We start from the raw sequence: 23358 nt of genomic DNA on the forward strand, positions 1-23358 counted from the left end.
GGACATGACTGCGACCGAACAACACTGGGATCACGAGGTCGGTTTCCTCGTCGTCGGCAGCGGCGCGGGCGGGCTCACCGCCGCGCTCGCCGCCGCCGATCGCGACCTGGACACCCTGGTCATCGAGAAGGCCTCGGTCTACGGCGGCAGCACCGCGCTCTCGGGCGGCGGCATCTGGGTGCCCAACAACCCGACGCTGCTGCGCGAGGGCCTCGGCGATTCCCGCGCCGACGTGCGCGCCTATCTCGACGCCGTCGTCGGCGACCGGGTGCCGACGACGAACCTCGACGCGTTCATCGACGAGGGCCCGCGCATGCTGGCCTTCCTCGAGACCAGCCCGCACCTGCGATTCCAGTGGTGCGCCGGCTATTCCGACTATCACCCCGAAGCACCCGGCGGACGGCCCGCGGGCCGGTCCATCGAGCCGCTGCCGGTCGATCTCAAACAGCTCGGCGCGGACGAGGATCTCCTGCGTCCGGCCGCGCTCGCGACGCCGCCCGGACTGTTCATCACCTCCAAGGACTTCGTCCAGCTCAATATGGTGACCCGCACCTGGCGGGCGCGCTGGACGGCGCTGCTGACCGGCCTGCGGGCGATCAAGGCGATCGTGTTGCGCAGGCACATGGACACGCTCGGCCGGGCACTGATCGCCCGGCTGCGGCTGGCGGTACGCGATGCGGGAGTGCCGCTGTGGCTCGACACCCCGTTGCGTTCGCTGATCACCGACGACACGGGCGCGGTGCTCGGCGTGCTCGCCGAGCGCGACGGCCGCGAGATCCGGATCAGAGCGCGCGACGGCGTGCTGCTGGCCACCGGCGGTTTCGAGTACAACCAGACCATGCGCAAGGACCACCTGCCCGAGGGCGGGCGCGACAATTTCAGCGCGGCGTCGACGGACAATACCGGCGACGGCATCATCGCGGGCGAGCAGGTCGGCGCGGCAGTCGATCTCATGGACGACGCCTGGTGGATGCCCTCGTTCCAGCGGCCGGACGGCATCAATCAGGTGCTGGTGTCGGAGCGCTCCATCCCGCGCTCGATCATCGTCGACAACACGGGTAAGCGGTTCACCAACGAGGCGTCGCCGTATGTGACGTTCGTGCATGCCCAGCTGAAGGGCGGCCACGATCCGGCCTGGCTGATCTTCGACGCGAAAGCCAAGAGCCGCTACCCCATCGGCGGTATCGTGCCCGGCCAGAAGTTCCCGTCCTCCTGGCTGACGAGCGGCCTGATGCAGACCGCGCCCGACATCGAGGGACTGGCCGCGGCGATCGGCGTTCCCGTCGACAGTCTGCGCGACACCGTCGGGCGCTTCAACGGTTTCGCCCGCGACGGGCACGACGCGGACTTCGGTCGCGGGGTGAGCGCCTACGACAACTACTACGGCGACCCGACCCTGGCCACGCCCGCGCTCGATGTGCTGGACAAGGGTCCGTACTACGCGCTGCGGGTGCGGATCGGCGACCTCGGCACCAAGGGCGGACTGGTCTACAACGCCGACGCCCAGGTGCTGCGCGCCGACGGCTCGCCCATTGCTGGCCTCTACGCCGCGGGCAACACCTCCGCCGCGGTGATGGGCAACGACTACGCCGGTGCGGGAGCGACGATCGGTCCGGCCATGGTGTTCGGCTATATCGGCGCGCGTCATGCCGCCGGCGAGCGATGAGGCGGGCGAGAATGGAACCCGTCGAATGCGCTTCCTGCGGCAACAAGGTGCTCGCCGAGAAGTTCAGTCCGAGCCACACCAGCATCCAGTGGCTCGACGACGCCGAGTCCGCGTGCCCCGAGTTCGCTCGGCGCGCGGCGCTCGGTGAACACAGCAGTTGGATCCCCACCTGCCCCGCCCTGCGCGATTCCATCGAGGACGCCGTCCGCGCAGGCGCGCTGGCGACCGATCAGCTCCGCCACGAACCGGTTCCCGGCCGACTCGGCTGACACCCAGACCAGGAGAGAACCCCATGAACAGACTCGACAACCACCGGACGCTGGTCACCGGCGCCGCATCGGGCATCGGCCAGGCCACCGCGCTGCGGCTGCTCGACGAGGGCGCCACGGTGGTCGCCGCCGACGTGTCGGCCGACGGCCTCGCCGCGACCAGCGCACAGGCTGCCGAGCGCGGCACCGCGGATCGGCTCACCACCCTGGTGATCGATATCGGCGACGAACAGTCGGTGGTCGAGGGCGTGCGCGCCTCAGTGGAGAACCTCGGCGGACTGGATTCGCTGGTGAACGCGGCGGGCATCCTGCGCGCCTCGCACACCGAACAGACCTCCCTCGACCTGTGGAACCTGATCATCCGGGTGAACCTCACCGGCACCTTCCTGGTGGTCCGCGAGGCGCTGCCCGCGCTGCTGGCCAACCCGCGTGCGACGGTGGTGAACTTCAGCTCCACCTCGGCCGCGTTCGCGCACCCGTACATGGCGGCCTACGCGGCGAGCAAGGGCGGCATCCAGTCCTTCACCCACGCCATCGCCCTCGAGTACGGCGGCAAGGGCCTGCGCGCGGTCTGCGTCGCGCCCGGCAGCATCAAGTCCGGAATCACCGACGCCACTCCGGGATACGTGCCCGCCGACTCCGACTGGGCACTGTTCTCCAAGCTGTCTCCCGTCCTGCCGACCGACCGCGAGTCCGGCGGCGCGGGCATGGGTGACCCGACGGCGGTGGCGGGCGTGATCGCGATGCTCGTCTCCGAGGACGGCGCCTTCATCACCGGCACCGAGATCCGCATCGACGGCGGGACCCACGCGTGACCGACCTGAGCTACGAGGGCACGCTGCGCGAGATCACCACCGACGCGGGTGTCCTGCGCTACCACGAGGCGGGCGAAGGCCCACCGCTGCTGCTCCTGCACGGATCGGGGCCCGGCGTCACCGGGTGGCGCAACTTCGGCGCCAATCTCGCCACCTTCGCGGACCGATTCCGTTGTCTCGTCCTGGAATTCCCCGGCTTCGGGGTGAGCGACGACTTCGGCGGCCATCCGATGGTCACCGCGCTCGACGCGGTGGTCCGGTTCGTCGACGCGCTCGGCCTGGACAGCGTCGACATCATCGGCAACTCGATGGGCGGCGGCGTGGCGCTCAACTACGCCATCGCCCATCCGGAGCGGGTCGGCAAGCTGGTGACGATCGGCGGCATCGGCCGTAACCTCTTCAGCCCCGGCCCCGGCGAGGGCATCAAGCTGCTGCAGGAGTTCACCGAGGAACCCACCCGCGAGCGGTTGGTCCAGTGGCTGCACTCGATGGTCTACGACCCGGCGATGGTCACCGAGGAATTGATCGAGCAGCGCTGGACCCAGGCCACCGATCCCGCGACCCTCGACAGCGCCCGCCGGATGTACAGCAAGGCCGCGTTCGCGATGATGGTCCGCGCCATGGAAGCCTCCGACGCCCCACCACCGTGGGCGATGCTGCACAAGGTGCAGGCGCCCACGCTGATCACCTGGGGCCGTGACGACCGGGTGAGCCCCCTCGATATGGCGCTGATCCCGATGCGCACGATCCCGCGCGCCGAACTGCACGTGTTCCCGAATTGCGGGCACTGGGCGATGATCGAACGCAAGAACGAATTCGAGTCGGCCGTACTGGCTTTCCTCACCCGCAAGGACACCGCACACTGAACCAGCACAATGCGCGGGCCGCCATTGGCAGCCCGCGCATTTCAGTCTTCACGGCTGACCCCAGCCGACTGCTGGCAGGATGAACTGTCATGCGCTTCACCGTGCCCACCATCGTGTCGATGATGGCGGCAGTCCTGCTCACTGGATGTTCGCTCTTTCCGCAAGGGCCCGATCAGGCCGAGCGAATCTCCGCACCGGTATCGGCCGCTGACACTCGGGTCCAGGTGTATGCCGCGTTCGCTTCCACGTCCATGCCCCGCCCGAAGTGACCGCTGGTCCCGGGTGATCGAGACGGCCATCGAGGCCCTTCCTGGAGTGACCGACGCGTCACATGCGTTCCAGTACCACCCGTACGGCCACAACTCCTACTACACATCCCGACTCGACGTGCGGCGCGAGGACGGCGTCACACCAGCCGAGACCGCGTCTGTCGTGCGCGCCATGGGTGCTCAGCTACTGCCGCCGCACTACCGAGGCGACTCGACCATGTTCAAGATCCACCGGATGACAGACTCCTTTTCCGGGGACTGGCGGCCGTTTCTCACCGAGGTGTCGGTGCTCGACCCGCCCGACGCAGCGGGCCGCACCCTGGACGTCACGGTATTCCCGCCCGTCGGTGAGAAACTCAGCACCGCGCAGGCAACGCAACTCGCCGACCGGCACCTTCGTTACCTGGCCCGACCCGGCGCAGTCGTCGATTACACGATCGTGACGCGCGATGGCCCCAGACTCGCCGTCCTCGTCGGCGGCTGCCCGGCATCCGAGCGCGAGGTCGCCCCGGAGTCGGAGCCCTTCGCGCGTCAGTACGAACGTTGCTAGTGCGCTAGCGCTGGGTGCTGCCCGCGTCGATGGGCAACGTCACCGCGGTGATATAGCGGCCCTCGTCCGAGGCCAGGAACAGGGCGGCATTGGCGATGTCGACCGGGTCGACCCACGGGATGGGCAGCATGTTCATCGTCACGGCCGCCTCGGCGAATTCCTCGCGGGTGGGGTTGTCCCGGTCGGGCCGGAACACCTTGCGCACCATGTCGTTCTGGATCATCGGGGTGTCGACATTGGTCGGATGCACCGAGTTCACCCGGACATGGTGCGGGGCCAGCTCTTTCGCCAGCGAACGCATCAGTCCCACCACCCCGTGTTTGGCGGCGGTGTAGTGCGCGACGCCGACCAAGCCGCGAAGCCCGGCGATAGAGCTTGTCAGGACCATCGCGCCGCCGCCGCGCGCGATCAGGTGCGGGGTGGCGGCCTTGCACGTCTGCCACACGCCGGTCAGGTTGACGTCGATCATCGTCTGCCACTGCTGTTCGGTCAGTTCCAGTGCGCCGCCGCTGGAACTGATTCCGGCGGTGGCGCAGACGATGTCGAGGCCACCCAGCTGCTCGGTCGCGGCGTCGACCGCGGCCCGCAGCGCCGCGCCGTCGCGGACGTCGACGGTCGCGGCGACGATCCGCGCGCCGGTCGCCTCGACCGCGCGCACGGTCTCGGCGAGGTCGTCGTGGGTCGCTCCCGGCGACACCACGGTCTCGACCGGCCCGCAGATATCGACGGCGACGATGTCGGCGCCTTCCTCGGCCAGCCGGATCGCCTGTGCGCGGCCGATGCCGCGCGCGGCGCCGGTGATCAGCGCGATCTTGCCCGAAACCCGTCCCATGTCACACCTTCTGAGTAAGTCCGGCATCCACCACGAGTTGGATTCCCGTCACGTAACGGGACTCGTCGGATGCGAGGAAGAGCACGGCATTGCTGATGTCGACCGGATCCACCCACGGAACGGGCAGAATCGTGCGGCGGGCGAGCGCCTCCGCCGCGTCCTCGCGGGTCGGATTCGGCAGGTCGGGGCGCAGTTTGGCGTACACGGCGGCATTGAGGATCATCGGCGTCGCGACCGAGCCTGGATGCACCGTGTTCACCCGGATCCCGCGCGGGCCGAGTTCATTGGCCAGTGTGCGGGCGAGGCCGACCACGGCGTGCTTGCTCGCCGAGTAGTGCGCGGCCGCGGCCGCGCCGACGATGCCGTTGGTGGAGCTCACGATCACGACCGAGCCGCCGTCGGTCAGAGCCGGAACGGCCGCCCGCACGGTGTGCCACATGCCGGTGAGGTTGATGTCGATGGTGCGCTGCCAGGCCTGGTCCGACAGTTCCCAGGACAGGCCGAGGTCGGTGTAGATGCCGGCGTTGGCCACGATCACGTCGAGGCGGCCCAGTGCGGCGACGCCGTCGGCGACGGCCACATCGAGCTGCGCCTGATCGCGCACGTCGGCGACGCCGGTGACGCACAGGCGGCCCACCGACTCGACTTCCCGTGCTGTCTGGGCTAATTCGTCCGCGGCGGCCTCGATGTCGAGGGCGATGATGTCGGCGCCTTCCTCGGCCAGCCGACGGCAATGGGCGCGCCCCATTCCCCCGGCCGCGCCGGTGACCAGCGCGACGGTGTTCTGCATGCGGTTCATCGGGCGCCCCCGGAATATCTGGTGTCCACGAGCCCGACGCTAGGGTCGTCGGCCACCGTGTCCGCCCTGGTCTTCCCGGTCAGCGGGCTGTGCGCGGCGATCTCCCGGCTACCGGGAGCCATGGGCTCCGCAATGTCGTCGGGCCTGCGACGGTTGCTCCGCAACGCCGGTTCTGTGATCGAGGAGGACACCAGTGACGAGGGCGACTGTCGACGTTCCGCGTGGCTCGCGGGTTGTGACGCTGCGGGTGTCAGCGGTGATCGAGGAGACCGAGGACGCCCGCTCGCTGGTGTTCGATGTGCCCGATGCGGTCGCCGACCGCTTCGCCTATCGGCCTGGCCAGTTCCTCACGCTGCGTATCCCGAGCGAGCGGACCGAGGCGGTGGCGCGCTGCTACTCGCTGGCGAGTTCGCCGTTCACGGGCGATCCGCCGCAGGTCACGGTCAAACGCACGCCCGGCGGTTACGGCTCGAACTGGTTGTGCGACAACATCTCTGTCGGCGACACCCTCGACGTGCTGCCACCGCAAGGAACCTTCACGCCGGCCTCCCTCGACACCGATCTGCTGTTGTGGGCGGCGGGCAGCGGCATCACACCGGTGATGTCGATCCTGCGCTCGGCCCTGGCGCAGGGCGCGGGCCGGGTGGTGCTGTTCTACGCCAATCGCGACCAGGAATCGGTCATCTTCGCTGATGCCCTGCGTGACCTCGTCGCGCGATATCCGGGCCGAATCACCTTGGTGCACTGGCTCGAATCCCTACAGGGCCTGCCGACCGCTTCCCAGCTGGCCGAGTTCGCCGCGCCGTATCCGTCCTTCGAGTCGTTCGTGTGCGGGCCGGGCCCGTTCATGTCGGCGGTGACCGAGGCGCTGACCGGCGCCGGATGGCCGCGCGAGCGCGTCACCACCGAGGTATTCGTCTCGCTGTCCGGTGATCCCTTCGCCGAGCCCACGCCACTCGACCCCACCGACGCCGAGGATGCCGCGCGCGTGGAGGTGGAGCTCGACGGGACGGTGCACGCGCTGAGCTGGCCGCGCTCGCGCACCCTCGTCGACGTGATGCTCGCCGACGGACTCGATGTCCCCTATTCCTGCCGCGAGGGCGAATGCGGTTCGTGCGCGTGCACCGTCGTCGACGGCGAGGTGACCATGACCAACGCGGCGATCCTCGATCAGGAGGACATCGACGCCGGCTACGCCCTGGCCTGCCAGGCCCGTCCGCGCACCGACCAGGTCCGTATCCGCTTCTGAGGCGAAAGGTGTGCTGTGGCAACCGATACCGCGCGATCCGATGTCGGATTCGGCTCGGACCGTGGGCCGGTGCTGGCCTCGCTGATGCTCGCCACCGGACTCGTCGCGCTCGACTCGACGATCCTGGCGACCGCGGTGCTGTCGATCACCGACAGTCTCGGCGATTTCACGCTGTTCCCGTGGCTGTTCACGATCTATCTGCTCGCCCAGGCGGTCACCGTGCCGATCTACGGCGCGCTCGCCGACACGTTCGGTCGCAAGCCGGTGATGCTGTTCGGCATCGCGGTGTTCGCGCTCGGCTCCCTACTGTGTGGGTCGGCGAGCAGCATGCTCGCCCTGATCGTGTTCCGCGCCGTCCAGGGCATCGGCGCCGGCGCTATTCAGCCGACGACCATGGTCATCGCCGGTGACCTGTACACGCTGGCCGAACGTGCCACGGTCCAGGGCTATCTGGCCGGGGTGTGGGCGGTGGCGTCGGTGACGGGGCCGCTGCTCGGCGGCATCTGCGCCGACTACCTCGGCTGGCGGTGGATCTTCCTGGTCAACCTGCCGCTGGCCGCGCTCGCCGCGTGGATGCTGGTCCGCAACTTCCACGAGTCCGTACCCCGGCGTCGTCGGCGCATCGACTACGCGGGAGCGGTGCTGTTGACGCTCGGGGCGGGGGCGCTGGTGCTCGGACTGCTCGAAGGTGGGCACGCCTGGGCGTGGGGGTCGCCGGTCGGCTTCGCGGTGTTCGGTTGCGCCGCGCTGTCGCTCGCGCTGTTCGTGGTCGTGGAAGCGCGGGCCGCGCAGCCGATTCTGCCGTTGTGGGTGTTCACCCGGCGGGTGGTGGTCGCGAGCTGTGTCGCGGCCATGCTCGGTGGGGCGCTGCTGTTCGGGTTCACCACCTATGTGCCGATGTTCAATCAGGGCGTGCTCGGTACGAGCGCTCTGGTCGCGGGGCTCGTCACCGGCGCGCTCACCCTCGGCTGGCCCTTGGCGGCGGCTCGTGCGGGAAAGGTGTACCTGCGCTTCGGCTTTCGCACCTGCGCCGTGCTCGGTAGTACCGTGGCGGCGATCGGCGCGGCGACGACGCTGCTCCTCGACGAGAACTCGGCGCTGTGGCAGGTCGCCGTCTCGTGTTTCGTGGTCGGCGCGGGCATGGGGTTGGTGGCCACACCCACGCTCATCGCGGCGCAGACGAGCGCGCAGTGGACCGAACGCGGCGTGGTCACCTCGGCCACTCTGTTCGCGCGGTCACTTGGCAGTGCGGTGGGGGTCGCCGCGTTCGGCGCCATCGTCAACGCGCGCCTCGGTGACGTGGGTGAGCCGTCGCCGCAATCACTTTCGGCCGCAACACATCTCGTGTTCTCGACCATCGCGGCGATGACCGTCGTACTGGTGGCCGCGTGTGCGGCGATCCCGGGCAGGGCCTCGCAATTTCCTGTCCATCCAGCGGGAGAGCCCGCCCCGGTGCGCCGTCTCGGCCACGAGCATGGGGTGGAATCACCAGAAGAGAAGAGGGAGCCAGGATGCTGACAACCGGCATGCGCGCCGAGCTCGCCGCCGAACTGGCGCGGGCGGAGCTGGACCGGGTGGCCGTGTCCCCCATCGTCGACCGGTATCCGGGCATCGATGTGGTGGACGCGTACGAGGTCCAGCTGCTCAATATCCGGCGCAGGCTCGGCGACGGCGGGAAAGTCGTCGGGCACAAGGTGGGGCTGTCGTCGAAGGCGATGCAGCAGATGATGGGCGTCGACGAGCCCGATTACGGTCACCTGCTCGCCGATATGGAGGTCTTCGAGGACGTCCCCGTCGACACCTCGACGTTCCTGCTTCCCCGGGTGGAGGTCGAGGTCGGGTTCATCCTCGGCGCGGACCTGCCCGGCGAGGACTGCACCGAAGCCGATGTCCTCGCCGCGACCGTCGCCTACGCCCCGTCGATCGAGCTGATCGACTCGCGGATCACCGATTGGAAGATCGGGCTGGCCGACACGATTTCCGACAACGCGTCCTCGGCCGGGTTCGTTCTCGGCAAGGAGCGAGTCGCCCCGGGCGACATCGACATCACCGCGATCGACGCCGTGCTCACCCGCAACGGTGAGGTCGTCGCCGAAGGCCGCAGCGACGCGGTCCTCGGCGATCCGACGATCGCGGTCGCCTGGCTGGCCCGCAAGGTCGCGACCTTCGGGGTGCGGCTCACCGCCGGTGACATCGTGTTGCCCGGCTCCTGTACCCGCGCGATCGACGCCAGACCCGGCGACGATTTCCTCGCCGACTTCACCGGACTCGGCTCTGTCCGCTTGTCGTTCACCTGAGCCGACCCCACCCCCGCCGGCCCGCCCGGCCGCTATTCCTCGAGGAGGCCAACCGTGTCCCACGGTTCCGTCACCGCCGCGATCGTAGGATCCGGCAACATCAGCACCGATCTGCTCTACAAGCTGCTGCGCTCGGAAGCCATCGAGCCACGCTGGATGATCGGCATCGACCCCGACAGCGAAGGGCTCAAACGCGCTCGCGGGCTGGGCCTGGAAACCTCTGCCGAAGGTGTGGACTGGCTGCTCGCCCAGGACGAGAAGCCCGACATGGTGTTCGAGGCGACCTCGGCCTACGTCCACCGCGCCGCCGCGCCGCGGTATGCCGAACTCGGCATCCGCGCCGTCGACCTCACCCCCGCCGCGGTCGGCCCGGCCGTGGTGCCGCCGGTGAACCTGGCCTCGCTGCTGGACGCGCCGAACGTCAACATGATCACCTGCGGTGGCCAGGCCACCATCCCGATCGTCGCCGCCGTCTCCCGCGTCGTGCCGGTGCCCTACGCCGAGATCGTCGCCTCGGTTTCGTCCAATTCCGCAGGCCCCGGCACCAGGGCGAACATCGATGAGTTCACCAAGACCACCAGCCGTGGCGTGGAAACCATCGGTGGTGCGCAGCGCGGCAAGGCGATCATCATCTTGAATCCGGCCGAACCGCCGATGATCATGCGCGACACCATCTTCTGCGCCATTCCCGACGATGCCGACCACGATGCGATCGCTGCGTCGATCCATCGAATGGTCGCCGATATCCAGCAGTACGTGCCCGGCTACCGGTTGCTCAACGAACCCCAGTTCGACGAACCCTCCGTCGTCTCCGGTGGGCTGGCGAAGGTATCGGTGTTCGTCGAAGTCGAAGGCGCAGGCGACTTTTTGCCGCCCTACGCGGGCAACCTCGACATCATGACCGCTGCCGCCACCCGCGTCGGCGAAGTCATGGCCGAACAGATCCTGTCGACTCGGGTGTGATCATGACCGATTCATCAGCCCTCGACACCATCACCCCCGAGGCCCTGCGCTCGCCGCAGCCGAGCCGGGCGTAAGGAGACTCGACCATGCCATTCTCTGCCGATCTCGACATTCGGATTACCGACACCTCCCTGCGTGACGGGTCCCACCACAAACGCCACCAATTCACCACCACCGAAGTCCGCGACATCGTCGCCGCCCTAGACGGTGCCGGCGTCCCCGTCATCGAAGTCACCCACGGCGACGGCCTCGGCGGCTCCTCGTTCAACTACGGATTCTCCAAAACCCCCGAACAAGAACTCATCACCATCGCCGCCCACACAGCCAAGAACGCCAAAATCGCGTTCCTCATGCTGCCCGGCGTCGGCGTCAAAGAAGACATCAAGATCTCCCAGGACAACGGCGCCTCCATCTGCCGCATCGCCACCCACTGCACCGAAGCCGACGTCTCCATCCAACACTTCGGCTACGCCCGCGACCTCGGCCTGGAAACCGTCGGCTTCCTCATGATGTCGCACACCCAACCCCCCGAAGCCCTCGCGAAACAGGCTCGGATCATGGCCGACGCAGGCTGCCAATGCGTCTACATCGTCGACTCCGCCGGCGCGCTGGTCCTCGAACAAGTCTCCGACCGCGTCGCCGCCCTCGTCACCGAACTCGGCACCGACGCCCAAGTCGGCTTCCACGGCCACGAAAACCTCGGCCTCGCCGTGGCCAACTCCGTCTACGCCGTCCGCGCGGGAGCCACCCAGATCGACGGGTCCACCCGCCGCTTCGGCGCCGGCGCGGGCAACACCCCCGTCGAAGCGTTCGTCGGTGTCGCCGACAAACTCGCCATCACCACCGGTGTCGATTTCTTCGCCATCGCCGATGCCGCCGAAGACGTCGTCCGCCCGGCCATGCCCCAGGAATGCCTACTCGACCGCCAATCACTGATGATGGGCTACGCGGGCGTGTACTCCAGCTTCCTCAAGCACGCCGAACGCCAAGCCGAACGCTACGGCGTCTCCGCCGCAGAAATGCTCGTCCGAGCGGGCAAACGCAAACTCGTCGGCGGCCAGGAAGACCAGCTCATCGACATCGCCTTGGAACTCCAGCGCGAAGCCTCCGTCACCAGCTGAGGCGACCGGTCGGCATCTGAGCGGCACAGCTTCGCCCCGCGTGAATCACGGAGGAATGGTGACTCACCACGAAGGAAGCCCTGACGTTATGGTGTTGCACGCGAGATCCTCTGTCCGGGTAGACATTCCGACCCGATCGGCTAGCGTCTCATGCACGCCGATCGGGACAAGGAAAACCCTTCAGGAGTGGTAGCCGGGAAACCGGCGGTGCAGCGCGGCACCTGCAACACCCTGTCTGTCTACCCACCGCTCGGCATTTTCTCCTCGGCGTCGACGTGCGAGCATCGCACGCGAGGTCTTGATGAAGTGGGGGATCATGGCCCAGCGGAGTAATCGCAGGCGTCAGGGCGAGGTACTGATCACGTCCGACACCACACCCTCACACGGCTTGGACCAGGTGCGCGTCAGCGGCACTGTCTCCCTGGCTGTTTCACCGGAAAAGCTGTGGGACTTGTTGTCCCAGCCGGAGCACATCGTCTCGTGGATGTCCGAACTCCACGCCTGGACCGGCCCGGCAACGGATCGAGTCGGCGCCGGTCGCGAACTCGCCGCACAGGTTCAGATGTTCTACATGATCCACGACGTGCGCTTGGTCGTCACCGAATACCGCCCGACCCTCGGTTGGACGATGACGTGCGGCGGGGTAACCGGGGTCGCTGTCGCCTTCACCGTGGAAGTCGAGCAGCTGCGAGACGTTACCCGCGCGACGCTTGGAACCAGCCTGCACGGCCAGGTATTGCGGGACGCCGATGTGGTCGTGCTTCGTCACGCCATCCAGTCCGGACTGGACTCGAGCCTGCGACAGCTGGCCGACATCGCACACCCCGATATCGCCGCCTATCCGCTCCCGGTAGCCCTCGGTTACCACCCGACACGGGACAGAGCCGCCGGTTTCCCCTGATAGTCAGGCGACGCGCACGTGTTCCTCGACCGCCGCGGGCTCGGCCACAGGCTGCGCGGGCCGACGTCCGGTGACGAGGAACAAGACGACGAGCGCGACGGCCAACCACACGTACGTGTCGCCGATGATGTGTTGATCCCAGGTCCACGAGGTCTCACGGTGTTCGCCGTCGGGCAGGAAGCTGTGCGGCGCGATCACGAAGACCGCGGCGACGGCGACAGCCGTGGCGTACCAGCCTCGGGCGCCGGCGACGGGCAGGGTGCGGGCGTGGCAGACCATCGCGAGCAACGCGGGCGCGATCCAGACCCAGTGGTGCGACCACGAGATCGGCGACAGCAGCAGCGTGAAGACCGCGTTGAGGGACAGGGCGATCGCCGGGGCGTCGGCAGCCTTGCGCATCGCGGCGACGACGAGGACGAGCAGCAGCGCACCCAGCACCAGCCACAGGACATCGAAGGGCAGGCCGGTGATGTGCAGGCGAGCCATGACGGCCTGGATCGACTGATTGGTATGGAAGGCCGAGCCACTCAGACCCGAGACATTGCCGAGGCCACCGAACCAGTAGCGGGTGGATTCGGTGGGCAGGAAAGCGAACGAGGCGATGGTGGCGATCGCGCCGGTGGCCGCGGCGGTCGCGGCGGCCTTGTAATCCTTGCGGACCAGGAAGTAGAGCACGAAGGCGGCGGGCGTGAGCTTGATGGCGGCGGCGAGGCCGATCAGCATGCCGCGGGGGTAGCGGGTCTTCGGGAGCAGGCAGTCGGTGGCGACCAGCACCATCAGCAAGAGGTTGACCTGACCGAAGTCGATGGTCGAGCGGACCGGTTCCAGCAGCATCGCCAGCGGCAGCGCGCAGGCGGTGACGAGCAGGGCGACCTGCTTGCGGTCGGGGTGGTAGCGGCGGGCAACCAGGTACAGGGTCCAGGCGACGGCGGCGATCGACACCACGACGTAGAGGATCTTCGCCGTGCCCCACGGCAGCAGCGCGAACGGCGCCAGCGCGATGGCCGCGAACGGCGGGTAGATGAAGGGCAGACCGATGCCGATCGTGGTCTTGGGCAGCTGGCCGTACATGTCGGCGCCGTCGCGCATCGCCTCGATGCCGAGGCGGTAGACCTGAAGATCGATGAACCCGTCGGAATAGCGTTCGAAGGGCCAGATCGGCGTCCTGACGCAGACGACCGAGACAATGGTGAGCAGCACCGGCACCAGCCACCATGCTCGATTGATCGGGCGTGGTGAACGCTCTTGCACGGGGTGGGTGGTGTCACTACTCATCCGCGGCGACTATACCGACTCACGTGCGCTGCCGGGGCACCGCCCATCGGCCGGGGTGACGCGCGCAATAGCCAGCCGGATGCCCGCCGACGGACCGATCGCGCTGAATACCGGGCTGGTCAGTCGCCGCGGTTGTAGCGGGTCAGGTAACCGGCCATGGCCGCGACATCCTCGTCCGTCCAGTCGGCGAAACGCGCCTGGAAGGCCTCCCGACGTCGGCGTTCGGCCTCTAGGGCGACGATTCGGCCCTCAGGGGTGGCGTGCAGGACGTGATTGCGCCGATTGCCGGGGTCGACCGCCCGTTCGAGGTAACCGAGCTTCTCCAGCGCGCCGACCTGCCTGCTGACGGTCGACTTGTCGAGCAGGAACTGTTCGGCGAGATCGGTAGCCAGACAACCGTCGCGTTCGAGGATCAGGTCGAGAATGCTGTAGGCGACCAGGCTCAGCTCGGGATGCAGCTCGGCGGCGCGGCCACGGGCGCGCCGGGCGAAGGCGGTGAGCTCTCGCTGAATGGTGTCGACAGCCTGGGTTCTTGTGCTCCGCGCATTCATAGTTGTATCATACAACCATACATAGTTGCATTTACCAACTGTTTGGAGATTCTCCTCGATGACTCGCGCACAGTTCCGCCACCTCGCCGGACATCTGCTGACGCCGCTGCTGATGTGCCTCGGCATGGCCTTCGCCTACCTGGGCGCGTTCCACCAGCCCGAGCCGAACAATATGGCGCTCGCGGTCGTCGGCGACTCCCCGCAGACGATGGTGCTGGCGCAGACGATGAAGGACAAGGGCGGCGCCGGCCTCGACATGGTCACCGTGCCCGACCGCGCGGCCGCGGTCAGCGCGCTGCAGAACCGCGAGCTCATCGGCGCCTACGTGCCCGACGCCGACAAGCCGGAACTGCTCGTCGCCACGGCGAGCTCCGACACCAGCGCGATGGCCGCGGAGCTGGCCTTCCGGTCGGTGTCCGATCATCAGGGCGTGCCGCTGGTGGTCACCGATGTGACGACCAAGGCCGACGGTGATCCGACGGGTCAGGGCATCTTCTTCCTGCTGGTCGCGTTGAGCGTCGGCGCGTACGGCAGCGTCGCCGTGATCGGCGCCGCCGGGGCGATGCTGCGCATACGGGTGCGCGCGGCGGTCGGTGTGGTGACGGCGCTGGTGGTCAGCCTCATCGGTGTTCTGGTGGCGGGTCCGGTATTCGGCGTGATCGACAGCGACTTCGCGAGCGTGTTCGGTATCGCCTGGCTCTATGCCTCGGGCATCATCCTGATCGGTATCGGCCTGCACACGTTCCTGAAGCGCTGGACCACCCTGGCCCTGATCACCCTGTTCGTGATGCTGAACTTCACCACCTCCGGCGGCGTCTACGGACCCGAACTCCAGAACGGCTTCTTCGGTGCGCTGCACTCGTTCTGGAACGGCGCGGACTTCGTCGAAGGTCTGCGCGACCTGCTCTATTTCGACGGTGGGGCCGGGTTCGGTTCCCGCCTGTTCGGGTTGTTCGCCTGGTTGGTGGTCGGTCTGGTGCTGGTCGTGGTGGCGGGTCGCCACGAGGCACGGCACGCGCCGACACCGATCGCGGCTGCCGCGGTCGAGGAGGAGATCGGCGAATCGGTCGCCGTCTGACGGTGTGACGCCACGCCCGATCAGTCGGGTCACGCCCCGGCGAATCCCGTTGCCCGACATCCGGACACACAGATCCGGACCAGGTCGACGCACTCACCGGGGCACTCTCGTATTCACCGGCGATGTTGTCGTGAATCGGCCACGGCCGCCCGTAGACGCGAGTACGGTGTAGCGCGCAACCGCGGACCATCTGGCGCCGCGAGGGGGTGTGACAGTGGAAAGGGTGGGTGCCACCGATGAATGACCCCGGCGCGCAACGCCCTGGCGAATCGGTACCGCTCGATCAGCGCTATCAGGGCGCCGATCCGATCGAATGGTGCGGTGCGGCGGTCTATCCGATGTATGCCGAGGCGCTACCCGCCGGGACGACGGCGCTGCATCTGCGCGCACTGTCGGTGATGGCACCCGAGGACGTGACGGGCCTCGGCTTGGGGCTCTCCGTGCACGACGGGCACGTGAACCTCGACGGGAGATCGCTGGCGGGCGTCGACATCTGGTACGAAGCGCTCGCCGACGGCATCGACATCTCGGTGACCGCCGACGCACCCGACGCACTGTTCACTCTCACGCCCGTCTGGGTGGCGGAGTCGGGCACACACCAGTCCTGGACCGGCAATTACGGCGTGGTCGTCGACCTGCTCCCCGACGGAGCGTCGACGCTGTGGTGCAGCACCGGACCCGGCACACCCGATTTCAACGAACTGGTCGTCGAGCTCACCACGGGCCCAACCGAACCCGACCGACCCAGCACACCCGTCGACGCGGCCGAGCCGACGTCACCCGCCGGGACCACCGAACCGAATCTGCCGTCCGAATCCACGGAGCCGACACCCCACACCGCGAACCTCGACCCCCCGACAGACGTCGCCATCGCACCCGCCTACCCCGTGGCTCCCCCGCGATCGGCCGACCAAGGCGTCGGCGCCGCCCTGCACGACCTCGGAACCGCCATGCACGAACGCGGCGAACAGGATTCGGCCCGCGCCCTGTGGACCCAGGCCGCCCAGGCAGGCCACAGCGGCGCCGCCTACGATCTCGGCGCACTCCTCTTGCAACAGGGCGAACGGGCAGCCGCCGAACGATGGTGGAAAACCGCCGCCCACGACGACCCACGAGCGGCAGCCTCCCTCACCGCCCTGTCCGAGCTGCCCTAGGTGTCGCGGGCACGACAAAGCCGCCGCCCGCGATGATTCGCGAGCGGCGGCCGTGTGGCTGCCTAAATTGCCTGGTCCGCCAGTGCGCCGACAGCTTCCGGGGCGACCTCACGCATCGGCGTGAAATCGCGGGCCGCGATGTATTGCGGGCGGCGTTGGGGGGCCGCGAAGGGCTCCTCCAGGGCGTTTTCCACGCTGTTGAACACCATGAATATGTTCGAGCGCGGGAACGGGGTGATGTTGTTCGACGATCCGTGCATCATGTTGGAGTCGAACAACAGTGCCGAACCGGCCCGCCCGGTGAACTGGGTGATGCCGTAGCGGGCGGCCAGGAACGTGACGTCGTCCGTTGTCGGGACCCCGATTAGCTGCTCGCGCAACGACTCCCGATAGTGACCGCTCGGCGTTTCGCCCAGGCACGGCACGAAGGTGCGGTGTGAACCGGGCATCAGCATCAGGCTGCCGTTGAACGGGTAGTTGTCGGTCAACGCGATCGACAGACTCACCGCACGGGGGGTCGGCATGCCGTCCTCGGCGTGCCAGGTCTCGAAATCGGAATGCCAGCCGAAACCGCTACCGCCGAAACCGGGCATGTAGTTCACCCGGGTCTGATGCAGGTACACCGGCGAACCGAGGATCTGCTCGGCGAGCCCGGCGATCCGCGATTCGGCGACCAGCTCGGCGATCGGTTTGCTGAGCTGGTGTACCTGGAACACCGAACGGACCTGTCCCGCAACGGGTTCCACGATCACCCGTGCGTCGCCGTAGAGCACCGGGTCGGACGCGAGGTGGCCGACCTCGGCGCCGAACGCGGCCACCTCGTCGGGGGTGAGCAGATCGGGGATCGTCGCGAAACCGTTCGCCTCGAATCCGGTCAGCTCGGGCGAGGTGACCCGGCCCCACACCGTCGGATCGGTGCGCTCGATGTGCGGGGCCGGCTCGGACAACCGGGTCGGGTAGCGGTCGAGCTGATCAGACACTGGCGCCATCCTCCTCGATAATCAGCGGATACACCCCGTTCTCATCGTGTACCTCGCGGCCGGTAACCGGCGGATTGAAAACACAGAGCATCCGCAACTGGGTGCGGGCGGTCACCTGGTGACGTTCGTGACCGTTGAGCAGGTACATCGAGCCCGGGCCCAGCTCGTAGTCGGTCTCGTTGTCGAAATCGTGCAAACTGCCCTCGCCCTCGACCAACCACACCGCCTCCACGTGGTTCTGGTAGTGGAACTTGTGAACGGTGCCTGCCTCGATCGTGGTCTCGTGGAAGGAGAAACCGACCTTGTCGCCGCCGAGCACGATGCGCTTGCTGCGCCAACCGGGCCCTGCCACATCACGTTCGGTACCGGTGATCTCCGCTGTGGTGCGCACGATCATGCGGCACCACCACAGACGGTGTCGATCGAGGAGACCAGCACCGACAGGCCCTGATCGAGTTCGTCGCTGCCGAGTGTCAACGGCGGCAGCAGTTTCACGACCTCGTCCATCGAACCCGAGGTCTCCACCAGCAGACCCTGTTCGAACGCGGTGCGGCACACCTTGCCCGCCTGCGACGGGTCGTCGAAGACGATGCCGTGCACCATGCCGCGACCACGGGTGGACACCCCTTCGTGCCGCTGCGCGACCGCGTTCAGCGTGCGGGCCACGTATTCGCCGTTCTCGGCGGTGCGCTGGGCCAGCTTGTCGTCGGACCAGTACTCGCGCAGGGCGGCGGTCGCGGTGACGAAGGCGGGGTTGTTGCCGCGGAAGGTGCCGTTGTGCTCACCGGGGGCCCACTGGTCGTGCTCGGGCTTGAGCAGCACCAGCGCCATCGGCAGGCCGTAGCCGCCGATCGATTTGGACAGCGTCACGATGTCGGGGGTGATGCCCGCGATCTCGAACGAGAAGAAGGGGCCGGTGCGTCCGCAACCCATCTGCACGTCGTCGACGATGAGCAGGATGTCGCGCGCGGCGCACAGACCGGCCAGGTGGCGCAGCCACTCGGCACGGGCCAGGTTGACACCGCCCTCACCCTGCACGGTCTCCACGATCACCGCGGCGGGGCGATCGAAACCCGAGGAACTGTCGTCGAGGACGCGCTGCATCCAGCCGAAGTCCTCGATGGTGTTGTCGAAGTAGCCGTCGTAGGGCATCGGGGTGGAGTGCTCGAGCGGCACACCGGCGCCGGCCCGCTTGGCGGCGTTGCCGGTAACCGACAGCGCGCCGAGAGTCATGCCGTGGAAGGCATTGGTGAAGCTCAGGATGGTCTTGCGCCCGGTGACCTTACGGGCCAGTTTGAGCGCGGCTTCGACGGCGTTCGCGCCGGTCGGCCCAGGGAACTGCACCTTGTAGTCGAGGCCACGCGGCGACAGCAGATTGTCGCGGATGGTCTCGAGTAGTTCGCGTTTGGCCACGGTCGACATATCCAGACCGTGGGTGATGCCATTGCTGCCGATATATTCCAGCAGCGCCTTCTTCAGAATCGGGTTGTTGTGTCCGTAATTCAACGCGCCGGCGCCTGCGAAGAAGTCGAGGTATTCGCGGCCTTGCTCGTCGCGCAACCAGGCGCCTTCGGCGGTGCTGAAGATGGCCGGCCAGTCACGGCAGTATCCCCGCACGTTCGATTCCATAGCCTCGAAAATGCTGGTGTCGGTGGTCGTGATCATCGTCGTTCCTCCTGGCGCTGAGCCGGTGAAATCACATACAGCAGCTCTGCCTCGTGTGAATCGGGGAAATCGTTTTCTTCGAACAGGTCCTCGGTGCGTAGATCGGCACCGCGTTCCCGGGCCACCGCGGAGAACAACGCATGTGACGCGGTGTTTCCGGGTGAGATCGTGGTTTCCAGGGTGGTGATTCCTGCCGCTGCTACCGAATCGAGCAGTGCGTGCAGGATGGCGGCGGCCAAGCCGCGGCCTCGGCATTGCGCGTCGACGGCGATCTGCCAGACGAACAGCGTGTCCGGCGCTTCCGGACGCACATATCCGATGACGAAACCGACGGGCTGACCGTCACTCTCGGCGACCAAGGAGGTCGCACTGAAATCGCGACACCACAACAGGTACGCATAACTGGAATTGACGTCGAGTACCTGCGAATCACGGGCGATCCGCCACAGCTGAGCGCCGTCGCCCAGTCGTGGATGACGCAATCTCGGTTCCGAACCAGGGGCCGCCACCCTAGCGGCCGGCTCGATGGACTTGGTGGACGTTGTCATATATCTAAGGTGCCCAGCTGACTTTGCGGTCTTTGTGTCGAGCTCTTTGCGGTTGTATGACGAATCGTTTACTACGACTGCACATCGAGGCGATACCCGAGACCGCGCACGGTAACCACGATGCGCGGGTCGGAGGGGTCGCGTTCGATCTTGGTGCGCAGGCGTCGCACGTGGACGTCGACGATCCGCTCGTCACCGAAAAAGCCCTGATCCCACACTCTTTCGAGCAGCACGGATCGACTCAGCACCCGACCGGGGGTCTCCGCCAGTTCACACAGCAACCGGAATTCGGTGACTGTGAGGTGGATCTCCTCGGTACCGCGGCGCACCGCGCCCGCGTCGGCCGCCAGCACCAGCGGCGCGTGCGGATCGGCGTCGAGGACGGCCTCGGGGGTCGTGTCGCGATCGGCGGTGATGCGGGCGCGACGGCGGAGCGCGCGCATCCTGGCAGTGATCTCCTTGATTTCGAACGGCTTGCTCACGAAGTCGTCGGCCCCCGCCTCCAGGGCCGCGACCACGTCGTGGGTGTCGTAACGGGTACTGATCACGATGATCGGTACGTCATGGTCGCGACGGATCTCCCTGATGCAGTCGAAGCCGTCGGCCTCGCCGCGCATCAGGTCGACGATCATCAGATCGGGTGGCCCGTCGTTTCGCAGCCGATCGAGGGCGTCGGAGGGCACGCCTGCCTCGGCTACGGCATACCCCTCGTCCTCCATCGCGCGACGCAGGTCGCCGCGCATCTGGACGTCGTCGTCCACGATCATCAGGTTCGCGCTCACTGTGCACATCCTTTGCTGACACGCCGGGCGTGTGCCGATGCACTGGGGAATTTCGCGTCCCCAGACCGACACGCCATCCCGCCTTCGAGCTTGTTACCGGTTTGTTATGTACCCAGACTGGTCCCGGCGTAAACCCGTCGTAACAATTCACCCGGTCAACAGCCCGTTCGGCGCGGCCGATCCGGTGGCATAGTCGTGAGCGTGACCCCGACTTTCGCCGACATCGAAGCCGCCGCGGCGCGCATCGACGGACTGGTTCGCCCACTCACCGTCGCACCCGCTGGACCAGGGCCGGACCCACTCTGGTTCGCACTGGAATTCCTGCAGTTCACCGGCACTTTCAAGGCGCGCGGTGCGCAGAATTTCGTGCGCGCGCACGCCGCTGCGGGGACGTTGCCGGACGCGGGTGTGACGATCGCCTCAGGCGGCAATGCCGGAATGGCGTGTGCGTGGGCGGCGCGCGAAGCGGGGGTGCCCGCGACGGTGTTTCTGCCCGAGACCGCTCCCCCGGTCAAGATTGGTCGACTTCGTGACTACGGCGCCGAGGTTCGACTGATCGGTCCGGAATACAAGCAGGCGCTGGCGGCATGCCGGGAGTTCGCCCGGACCAGTGGGGCGCTGGCCGCGCACGCCTACGACCATCCACTCGTCGCGGCGGGTGCGGGCACGTTGATGCGCGAGATCCAGGCGCGGATACCCGATCTGGATTCGGTGCTCGTCGCCGTCGGTGGCGGTGGGTTGTTCACCGGAACAGCGATCGCCGCACAGCATTTCGGGATTCGTACGGTGGCCGTCGAACCTCTGGGTTGTCGATCGCTGAACGCCGCGCTCGAAGCAGGTCGCCCAGTGGACGTCACGGTGGACTCGATCGCCGCGGACTCCCTCGGTGCGCCGAGCGTGTCCGCGATGGCCCTGGCCGCGGCCCAGCACCCGAGTGTGCGCTCGCTGCTGGTGCCCGACGAGGCGATCCGCGCGGCCAGGAAGCAGTTGTGGGACGCACACCGCATCGTCGTCGAGAACGGCGCGGCCACCGCGATGGCGGCGCTGCTCGACATCGGGTCGGGCCCGGCCTATCGGCCCGAACCCGGCGAACGGGTGTGCGTGATCCTGTGTGGGGCCAATACCGACCCCAGCGACCTCGTCTAGCGGACCAGGGCGTTCTTCTCGGCGTAGTTGGTCATCGCGGTGTTCAGGCCGCGCATGGCCAGGGTGTAGCCGTAGGGGAAGTAGCGCTGGCCCCAGTGGGCGAACTGGATGTCGCGGGAGGTGTAGACCCAGTAGCGGTTGCGTTCGACACCCTTGACGACGGCCGTGGCGGCCTGGTCGGGGGTGACGGCGTGGCGCATGAACAGGCCGATCGCCTTCTGCAGGGCCGCGTTGTCGCGGTCGACGCCGGCGATGTCGATGGTGTCGGCCATCGGGGTGGCCATCGCGCCGGGGCAGACCAGGCTGACGCCGATCTTGTGGCGGCGCAGGTCGAAACGCAGCACCTCGGAGATGCCGCGCAGCCCGAACTTGGTGGCGCTGTAGGGAGCGTGCCACGGTAGGCCGAAGATGCCCGCCGCCGAGGACACGTTCACCAGGTGACCGCCGCGCCCCGCGGTGATCATCGGGCGCACGAACTCCTCGATGACGTGGATCGGGCCCATCAGGTTGATATCGACGGTGCGGCGCCACTGCTGGGGAGTGAGCTTGTCGACGGTGCCCCAGGTGGCGATGCCCGCCACGTTCATGACGATGTCGACATGGCTGACGGCCTCGAAGGTGTGGGCGGCCAGTCCGACGACCGCGGAATGGTCGCTGACGTCGGCCGCGTGCGCGAGATGCACCGTCGCGCCGGTCGCGCGCAGTTCCTCGGCGGTGGTGGCGAGTGCGTCGGCGGTGATGTCGGTGAGGACAAGAGACGCCCCTTTGGCGGCGGCCGCGAATGCCGTGGCGCGGCCGAGGCCGCTGGCGGCACCGGTGATCAGGCAGGTCTTCCCGTCGAACTTCGTCATGATCCCGACCCTACGGTTTGGTGAACAGATGCGTCTACGGTTCCGAGGTGATCGCGATGGTGGTCCAGCCGCCGACGTGGATCCGGCTGCCTTCGCGTAGGGCGATCGCCTGCTGTGGGGTGATCGGAGATTCGGCGCCGTCCAGACTGGTCCCGTTGGTGGAACCGAGGTCGGTGATGGTGAGCGCGCCACCCTGATCGACCTGGATCATCGCATGCGCGCGCGAGACTCCGATATCCGCGGGGGCGATGCCGAGATCGATCTCGGGCACGATTCCCTGCGAAGCCGATCGTTTTCCGATCAGGAACTGGGTGCCGCGCAAAGCGATTCGGCGTTCGGGATAGAAGTCAGGGAATTCGACACGTTCGGCATCGGGTCCCTTGCGGGCTCGGACACGCGCGTAGAACTCGCGGTCGGCGAAGATCCGCGCGACCCACATCCTGGACCGACCGCTGTCCGGCGGCGCGCCGGTAGCGATCATGGTCGGGTCGAACCCGCTGGACGGGACAGCCGATTCCGGTCGATCACCCGGCCGCGACGTCGCAGGCGGTGCCGGAAGGGCGGAATCGTGGCCGCATCCTTCGCAGAAGCGCCCGCTGGTCGGCGCGTGGCAGTGGGGGCACAGGCGCAGCACTGCCGGGTCAGGCGCGGGCAAAGCGCCGAGCGCCGAGCCGCACACATCGCAGTAGTCGGTCGACCGCGACTGGTGTCCGTCCGCGCACATCGGCATG

25 protein-coding genes are annotated in these 23358 nt (G+C 67.6%); 14 read left to right on the forward strand and 11 right to left on the reverse strand.

Annotated features, from left to right (window positions below):
* The first annotated feature begins 4 nt into the window (after positions 1–4).
* From ASD42_RS02315 to ASD42_RS02340, 5 genes are all read left to right on the forward strand, one after another.
* Entirely contained in the window at positions 5–1666 is a 1662-nt protein-coding gene (locus tag ASD42_RS02315) for an FAD-binding protein (protein WP_056809645.1), read from the forward strand.
* A gap of 11 nt (positions 1667–1677) precedes the next feature.
* A complete protein-coding gene (locus ASD42_RS02320) occupies positions 1678–1935 on the forward strand; it encodes a hypothetical protein (protein ID WP_056809647.1) in 258 nt (85 codons plus the stop codon).
* A 23-nt stretch (positions 1936–1958) separates the two neighbouring features.
* A complete protein-coding gene (locus ASD42_RS02325; RefSeq protein WP_056809649.1) occupies positions 1959–2750 on the forward strand; it encodes an SDR family NAD(P)-dependent oxidoreductase in 792 nt (263 codons plus the stop codon).
* On the forward strand, positions 2747–3616 hold the full coding sequence (locus ASD42_RS02330) for an alpha/beta fold hydrolase (RefSeq protein ID WP_056809650.1): 870 nt from the start codon (positions 2747–2749) through the stop codon (positions 3614–3616). The genes ASD42_RS02325 and ASD42_RS02330 overlap by 4 nt, the downstream gene beginning before the upstream one ends.
* A gap of 315 nt (positions 3617–3931) precedes the next feature.
* Positions 3932–4435: a hypothetical protein gene (locus ASD42_RS02340; RefSeq protein WP_056809654.1), complete on the forward strand. Its 504-nt coding sequence runs from the start codon at positions 3932–3934 to the stop codon at positions 4433–4435.
* A gap of 4 nt (positions 4436–4439) precedes the next feature.
* On the opposite strand, the gene ASD42_RS02345 is transcribed toward ASD42_RS02340, so the two are convergent.
* On the reverse strand, positions 4440–5267 hold the full coding sequence (locus tag ASD42_RS02345) for a mycofactocin-coupled SDR family oxidoreductase (protein WP_056809655.1): 828 nt from the start codon (positions 5265–5267) through the stop codon (positions 4440–4442).
* A gap of 1 nt (position 5268) precedes the next feature.
* Entirely contained in the window at positions 5269–6066 is a 798-nt protein-coding gene (locus ASD42_RS02350; RefSeq protein ID WP_056809656.1) for a mycofactocin-coupled SDR family oxidoreductase, read from the reverse strand.
* Positions 6067–6259: 193 nt separating this feature from the next.
* On the opposite strand from ASD42_RS02350, the gene ASD42_RS02360 reads away from it, so the two are divergent.
* The 6 genes from ASD42_RS02360 to ASD42_RS02385 all read left to right on the forward strand — a co-directional run bounded on the left by ASD42_RS02360 (position 6260) and on the right by ASD42_RS02385 (position 12597).
* Positions 6260–7315, forward strand: a complete 1056-nt coding sequence (locus tag ASD42_RS02360) for a ferredoxin--NADP reductase (RefSeq protein WP_056809662.1) — start codon at positions 6260–6262, stop codon at positions 7313–7315.
* Between the two features lie 15 nt (positions 7316–7330).
* On the forward strand, positions 7331–8833 hold the full coding sequence (locus ASD42_RS02365; protein WP_056809664.1) for an MDR family MFS transporter: 1503 nt from the start codon (positions 7331–7333) through the stop codon (positions 8831–8833).
* Positions 8827–9612 (forward strand): 2-keto-4-pentenoate hydratase, encoded by a 786-nt coding sequence (locus ASD42_RS02370; protein WP_056809666.1) that lies wholly within the window; start codon positions 8827–8829, stop codon positions 9610–9612. Before ASD42_RS02365 ends, ASD42_RS02370 begins: the two co-directional genes overlap by 7 nt.
* A 54-nt stretch (positions 9613–9666) precedes the next feature.
* Positions 9667–10575: an acetaldehyde dehydrogenase (acetylating) gene (locus ASD42_RS02375; RefSeq protein ID WP_056809668.1), complete on the forward strand. Its 909-nt coding sequence runs from the start codon at positions 9667–9669 to the stop codon at positions 10573–10575.
* Positions 10576–10661: 86 nt separating this feature from the next.
* On the forward strand, positions 10662–11696 hold the full coding sequence (dmpG, locus tag ASD42_RS02380; protein WP_056809670.1) for a 4-hydroxy-2-oxovalerate aldolase: 1035 nt from the start codon (positions 10662–10664) through the stop codon (positions 11694–11696).
* 316 nt (positions 11697–12012) lie between these two features.
* Positions 12013–12597, forward strand: coding sequence for an SRPBCC family protein (locus ASD42_RS02385; protein WP_162256188.1), 585 nt, complete (start codon positions 12013–12015; stop codon positions 12595–12597).
* A 3-nt stretch (positions 12598–12600) separates the two neighbouring features.
* On the opposite strand, the gene ASD42_RS02390 is transcribed toward ASD42_RS02385, so the two are convergent.
* Positions 12601–13872: a glycosyltransferase 87 family protein gene (locus tag ASD42_RS02390; RefSeq protein WP_056809674.1), complete on the reverse strand. Its 1272-nt coding sequence runs from the start codon at positions 13870–13872 to the stop codon at positions 12601–12603.
* 119 nt (positions 13873–13991) lie between these two features.
* Positions 13992–14423: a MarR family winged helix-turn-helix transcriptional regulator gene (locus ASD42_RS02395; protein ID WP_056809675.1), complete on the reverse strand. Its 432-nt coding sequence runs from the start codon at positions 14421–14423 to the stop codon at positions 13992–13994.
* A gap of 58 nt (positions 14424–14481) precedes the next feature.
* Between ASD42_RS02395 and ASD42_RS02400 the strand changes: the two genes are divergently transcribed.
* Positions 14482–15501, forward strand: a complete 1020-nt coding sequence (locus ASD42_RS02400) for a hypothetical protein (RefSeq protein ID WP_056809678.1) — start codon at positions 14482–14484, stop codon at positions 15499–15501.
* Positions 15502–15737: 236 nt separating this feature from the next.
* The gene (locus tag ASD42_RS02405) at positions 15738–16655 is read left to right on the forward strand and encodes a hypothetical protein (RefSeq protein WP_056809680.1); all 918 of its coding nucleotides are present in this window, start codon (positions 15738–15740) and stop codon (positions 16653–16655) included.
* Positions 16656–16717: 62 nt separating this feature from the next.
* Here the strand turns inward: ASD42_RS02405 and thpD are convergent, their stop codons facing one another.
* The 5 genes from thpD to ASD42_RS02430 all read right to left on the reverse strand — a co-directional run bounded on the left by thpD (position 16718) and on the right by ASD42_RS02430 (position 20630).
* Complete coding sequence (gene thpD / locus ASD42_RS02410; RefSeq protein ID WP_056809682.1) at positions 16718–17644, reverse strand: ectoine hydroxylase; 927 nt, start codon at positions 17642–17644, stop codon at positions 16718–16720.
* On the reverse strand, positions 17628–18032 hold the full coding sequence (locus tag ASD42_RS02415; protein WP_056809684.1) for an ectoine synthase: 405 nt from the start codon (positions 18030–18032) through the stop codon (positions 17628–17630). The genes thpD and ASD42_RS02415 overlap by 17 nt, the downstream gene beginning before the upstream one ends.
* On the reverse strand, positions 18029–19297 hold the full coding sequence (gene ectB / locus ASD42_RS02420; protein ID WP_056815209.1) for a diaminobutyrate--2-oxoglutarate transaminase: 1269 nt from the start codon (positions 19295–19297) through the stop codon (positions 18029–18031). Before ectB ends, ASD42_RS02415 begins: the two co-directional genes overlap by 4 nt.
* Entirely contained in the window at positions 19297–19848 is a 552-nt protein-coding gene (gene ectA, locus ASD42_RS02425; RefSeq protein WP_084786989.1) for a diaminobutyrate acetyltransferase, read from the reverse strand. The genes ectB and ectA overlap by 1 nt, the downstream gene beginning before the upstream one ends.
* A 71-nt stretch (positions 19849–19919) precedes the next feature.
* On the reverse strand, positions 19920–20630 hold the full coding sequence (locus ASD42_RS02430) for a response regulator transcription factor (RefSeq protein ID WP_056809688.1): 711 nt from the start codon (positions 20628–20630) through the stop codon (positions 19920–19922).
* Positions 20631–20831: 201 nt separating this feature from the next.
* Between ASD42_RS02430 and ASD42_RS02435 the strand changes: the two genes are divergently transcribed.
* Positions 20832–21776: a threonine/serine dehydratase gene (locus tag ASD42_RS02435; RefSeq protein WP_056815211.1), complete on the forward strand. Its 945-nt coding sequence runs from the start codon at positions 20832–20834 to the stop codon at positions 21774–21776.
* Here ASD42_RS02435 and ASD42_RS02440 read toward each other — a convergent pair.
* Positions 21773–22627: an SDR family oxidoreductase gene (locus ASD42_RS02440; RefSeq protein ID WP_056809690.1), complete on the reverse strand. Its 855-nt coding sequence runs from the start codon at positions 22625–22627 to the stop codon at positions 21773–21775. The two genes, ASD42_RS02435 and ASD42_RS02440, sit on opposite strands and share 4 nt — an antisense overlap.
* A gap of 34 nt (positions 22628–22661) precedes the next feature.
* Positions 22662–23357, reverse strand: coding sequence for an FHA domain-containing protein (locus ASD42_RS02445; RefSeq protein WP_056809693.1), 696 nt, complete (start codon positions 23355–23357; stop codon positions 22662–22664).
* Between the last annotated feature and the right edge of the window lies 1 nt (position 23358).

Source organism: Nocardia sp. Root136 (genome assembly GCF_001427185.1).
GTDB lineage: Bacteria > Actinomycetota > Actinomycetes > Mycobacteriales > Mycobacteriaceae > Nocardia > Nocardia salmonicida.

What these genes read in the sequence shown, in the direction of transcription:
- ASD42_RS02445 (WP_056809693.1), bottom strand. Translation starts at nt 23,357, where the DNA reads ATGCCGATGTGCGCGGACGGACACCAGTCGCGGTCGACCGACTACTGC.
- ectA (WP_084786989.1), bottom strand. Translation starts at nt 19,848, where the DNA reads ATGACAACGTCCACCAAGTCCATCGAGCCGGCCGCTAGGGTGGCGGCC.
- ASD42_RS02440 (WP_056809690.1), bottom strand. Translation starts at nt 22,627, where the DNA reads ATGACGAAGTTCGACGGGAAGACCTGCCTGATCACCGGTGCCGCCAGC.
- ASD42_RS02385 (WP_162256188.1), top strand. Translation starts at nt 12,013, where the DNA reads ATGGCCCAGCGGAGTAATCGCAGGCGTCAGGGCGAGGTACTGATCACG.
- ASD42_RS02315 (WP_056809645.1), top strand. Translation starts at nt 5, where the DNA reads ATGACTGCGACCGAACAACACTGGGATCACGAGGTCGGTTTCCTCGTC.
- ASD42_RS02350 (WP_056809656.1), bottom strand. Translation starts at nt 6,066, where the DNA reads ATGAACCGCATGCAGAACACCGTCGCGCTGGTCACCGGCGCGGCCGGG.
- ASD42_RS02400 (WP_056809678.1), top strand. Translation starts at nt 14,482, where the DNA reads ATGACTCGCGCACAGTTCCGCCACCTCGCCGGACATCTGCTGACGCCG.
- ASD42_RS02395 (WP_056809675.1), bottom strand. Translation starts at nt 14,423, where the DNA reads ATGAATGCGCGGAGCACAAGAACCCAGGCTGTCGACACCATTCAGCGA.
- ASD42_RS02345 (WP_056809655.1), bottom strand. Translation starts at nt 5,267, where the DNA reads ATGGGACGGGTTTCGGGCAAGATCGCGCTGATCACCGGCGCCGCGCGC.
- ASD42_RS02405 (WP_056809680.1), top strand. Translation starts at nt 15,738, where the DNA reads ATGAATGACCCCGGCGCGCAACGCCCTGGCGAATCGGTACCGCTCGAT.
- ASD42_RS02320 (WP_056809647.1), top strand. Translation starts at nt 1,678, where the DNA reads ATGGAACCCGTCGAATGCGCTTCCTGCGGCAACAAGGTGCTCGCCGAG.
- ASD42_RS02390 (WP_056809674.1), bottom strand. Translation starts at nt 13,872, where the DNA reads ATGAGTAGTGACACCACCCACCCCGTGCAAGAGCGTTCACCACGCCCG.
- thpD (WP_056809682.1), bottom strand. Translation starts at nt 17,644, where the DNA reads ATGGCGCCAGTGTCTGATCAGCTCGACCGCTACCCGACCCGGTTGTCC.
- ASD42_RS02325 (WP_056809649.1), top strand. Translation starts at nt 1,959, where the DNA reads ATGAACAGACTCGACAACCACCGGACGCTGGTCACCGGCGCCGCATCG.
- ASD42_RS02415 (WP_056809684.1), bottom strand. Translation starts at nt 18,032, where the DNA reads ATGATCGTGCGCACCACAGCGGAGATCACCGGTACCGAACGTGATGTG.
- ASD42_RS02370 (WP_056809666.1), top strand. Translation starts at nt 8,827, where the DNA reads ATGCTGACAACCGGCATGCGCGCCGAGCTCGCCGCCGAACTGGCGCGG.
- dmpG (WP_056809670.1), top strand. Translation starts at nt 10,662, where the DNA reads ATGCCATTCTCTGCCGATCTCGACATTCGGATTACCGACACCTCCCTG.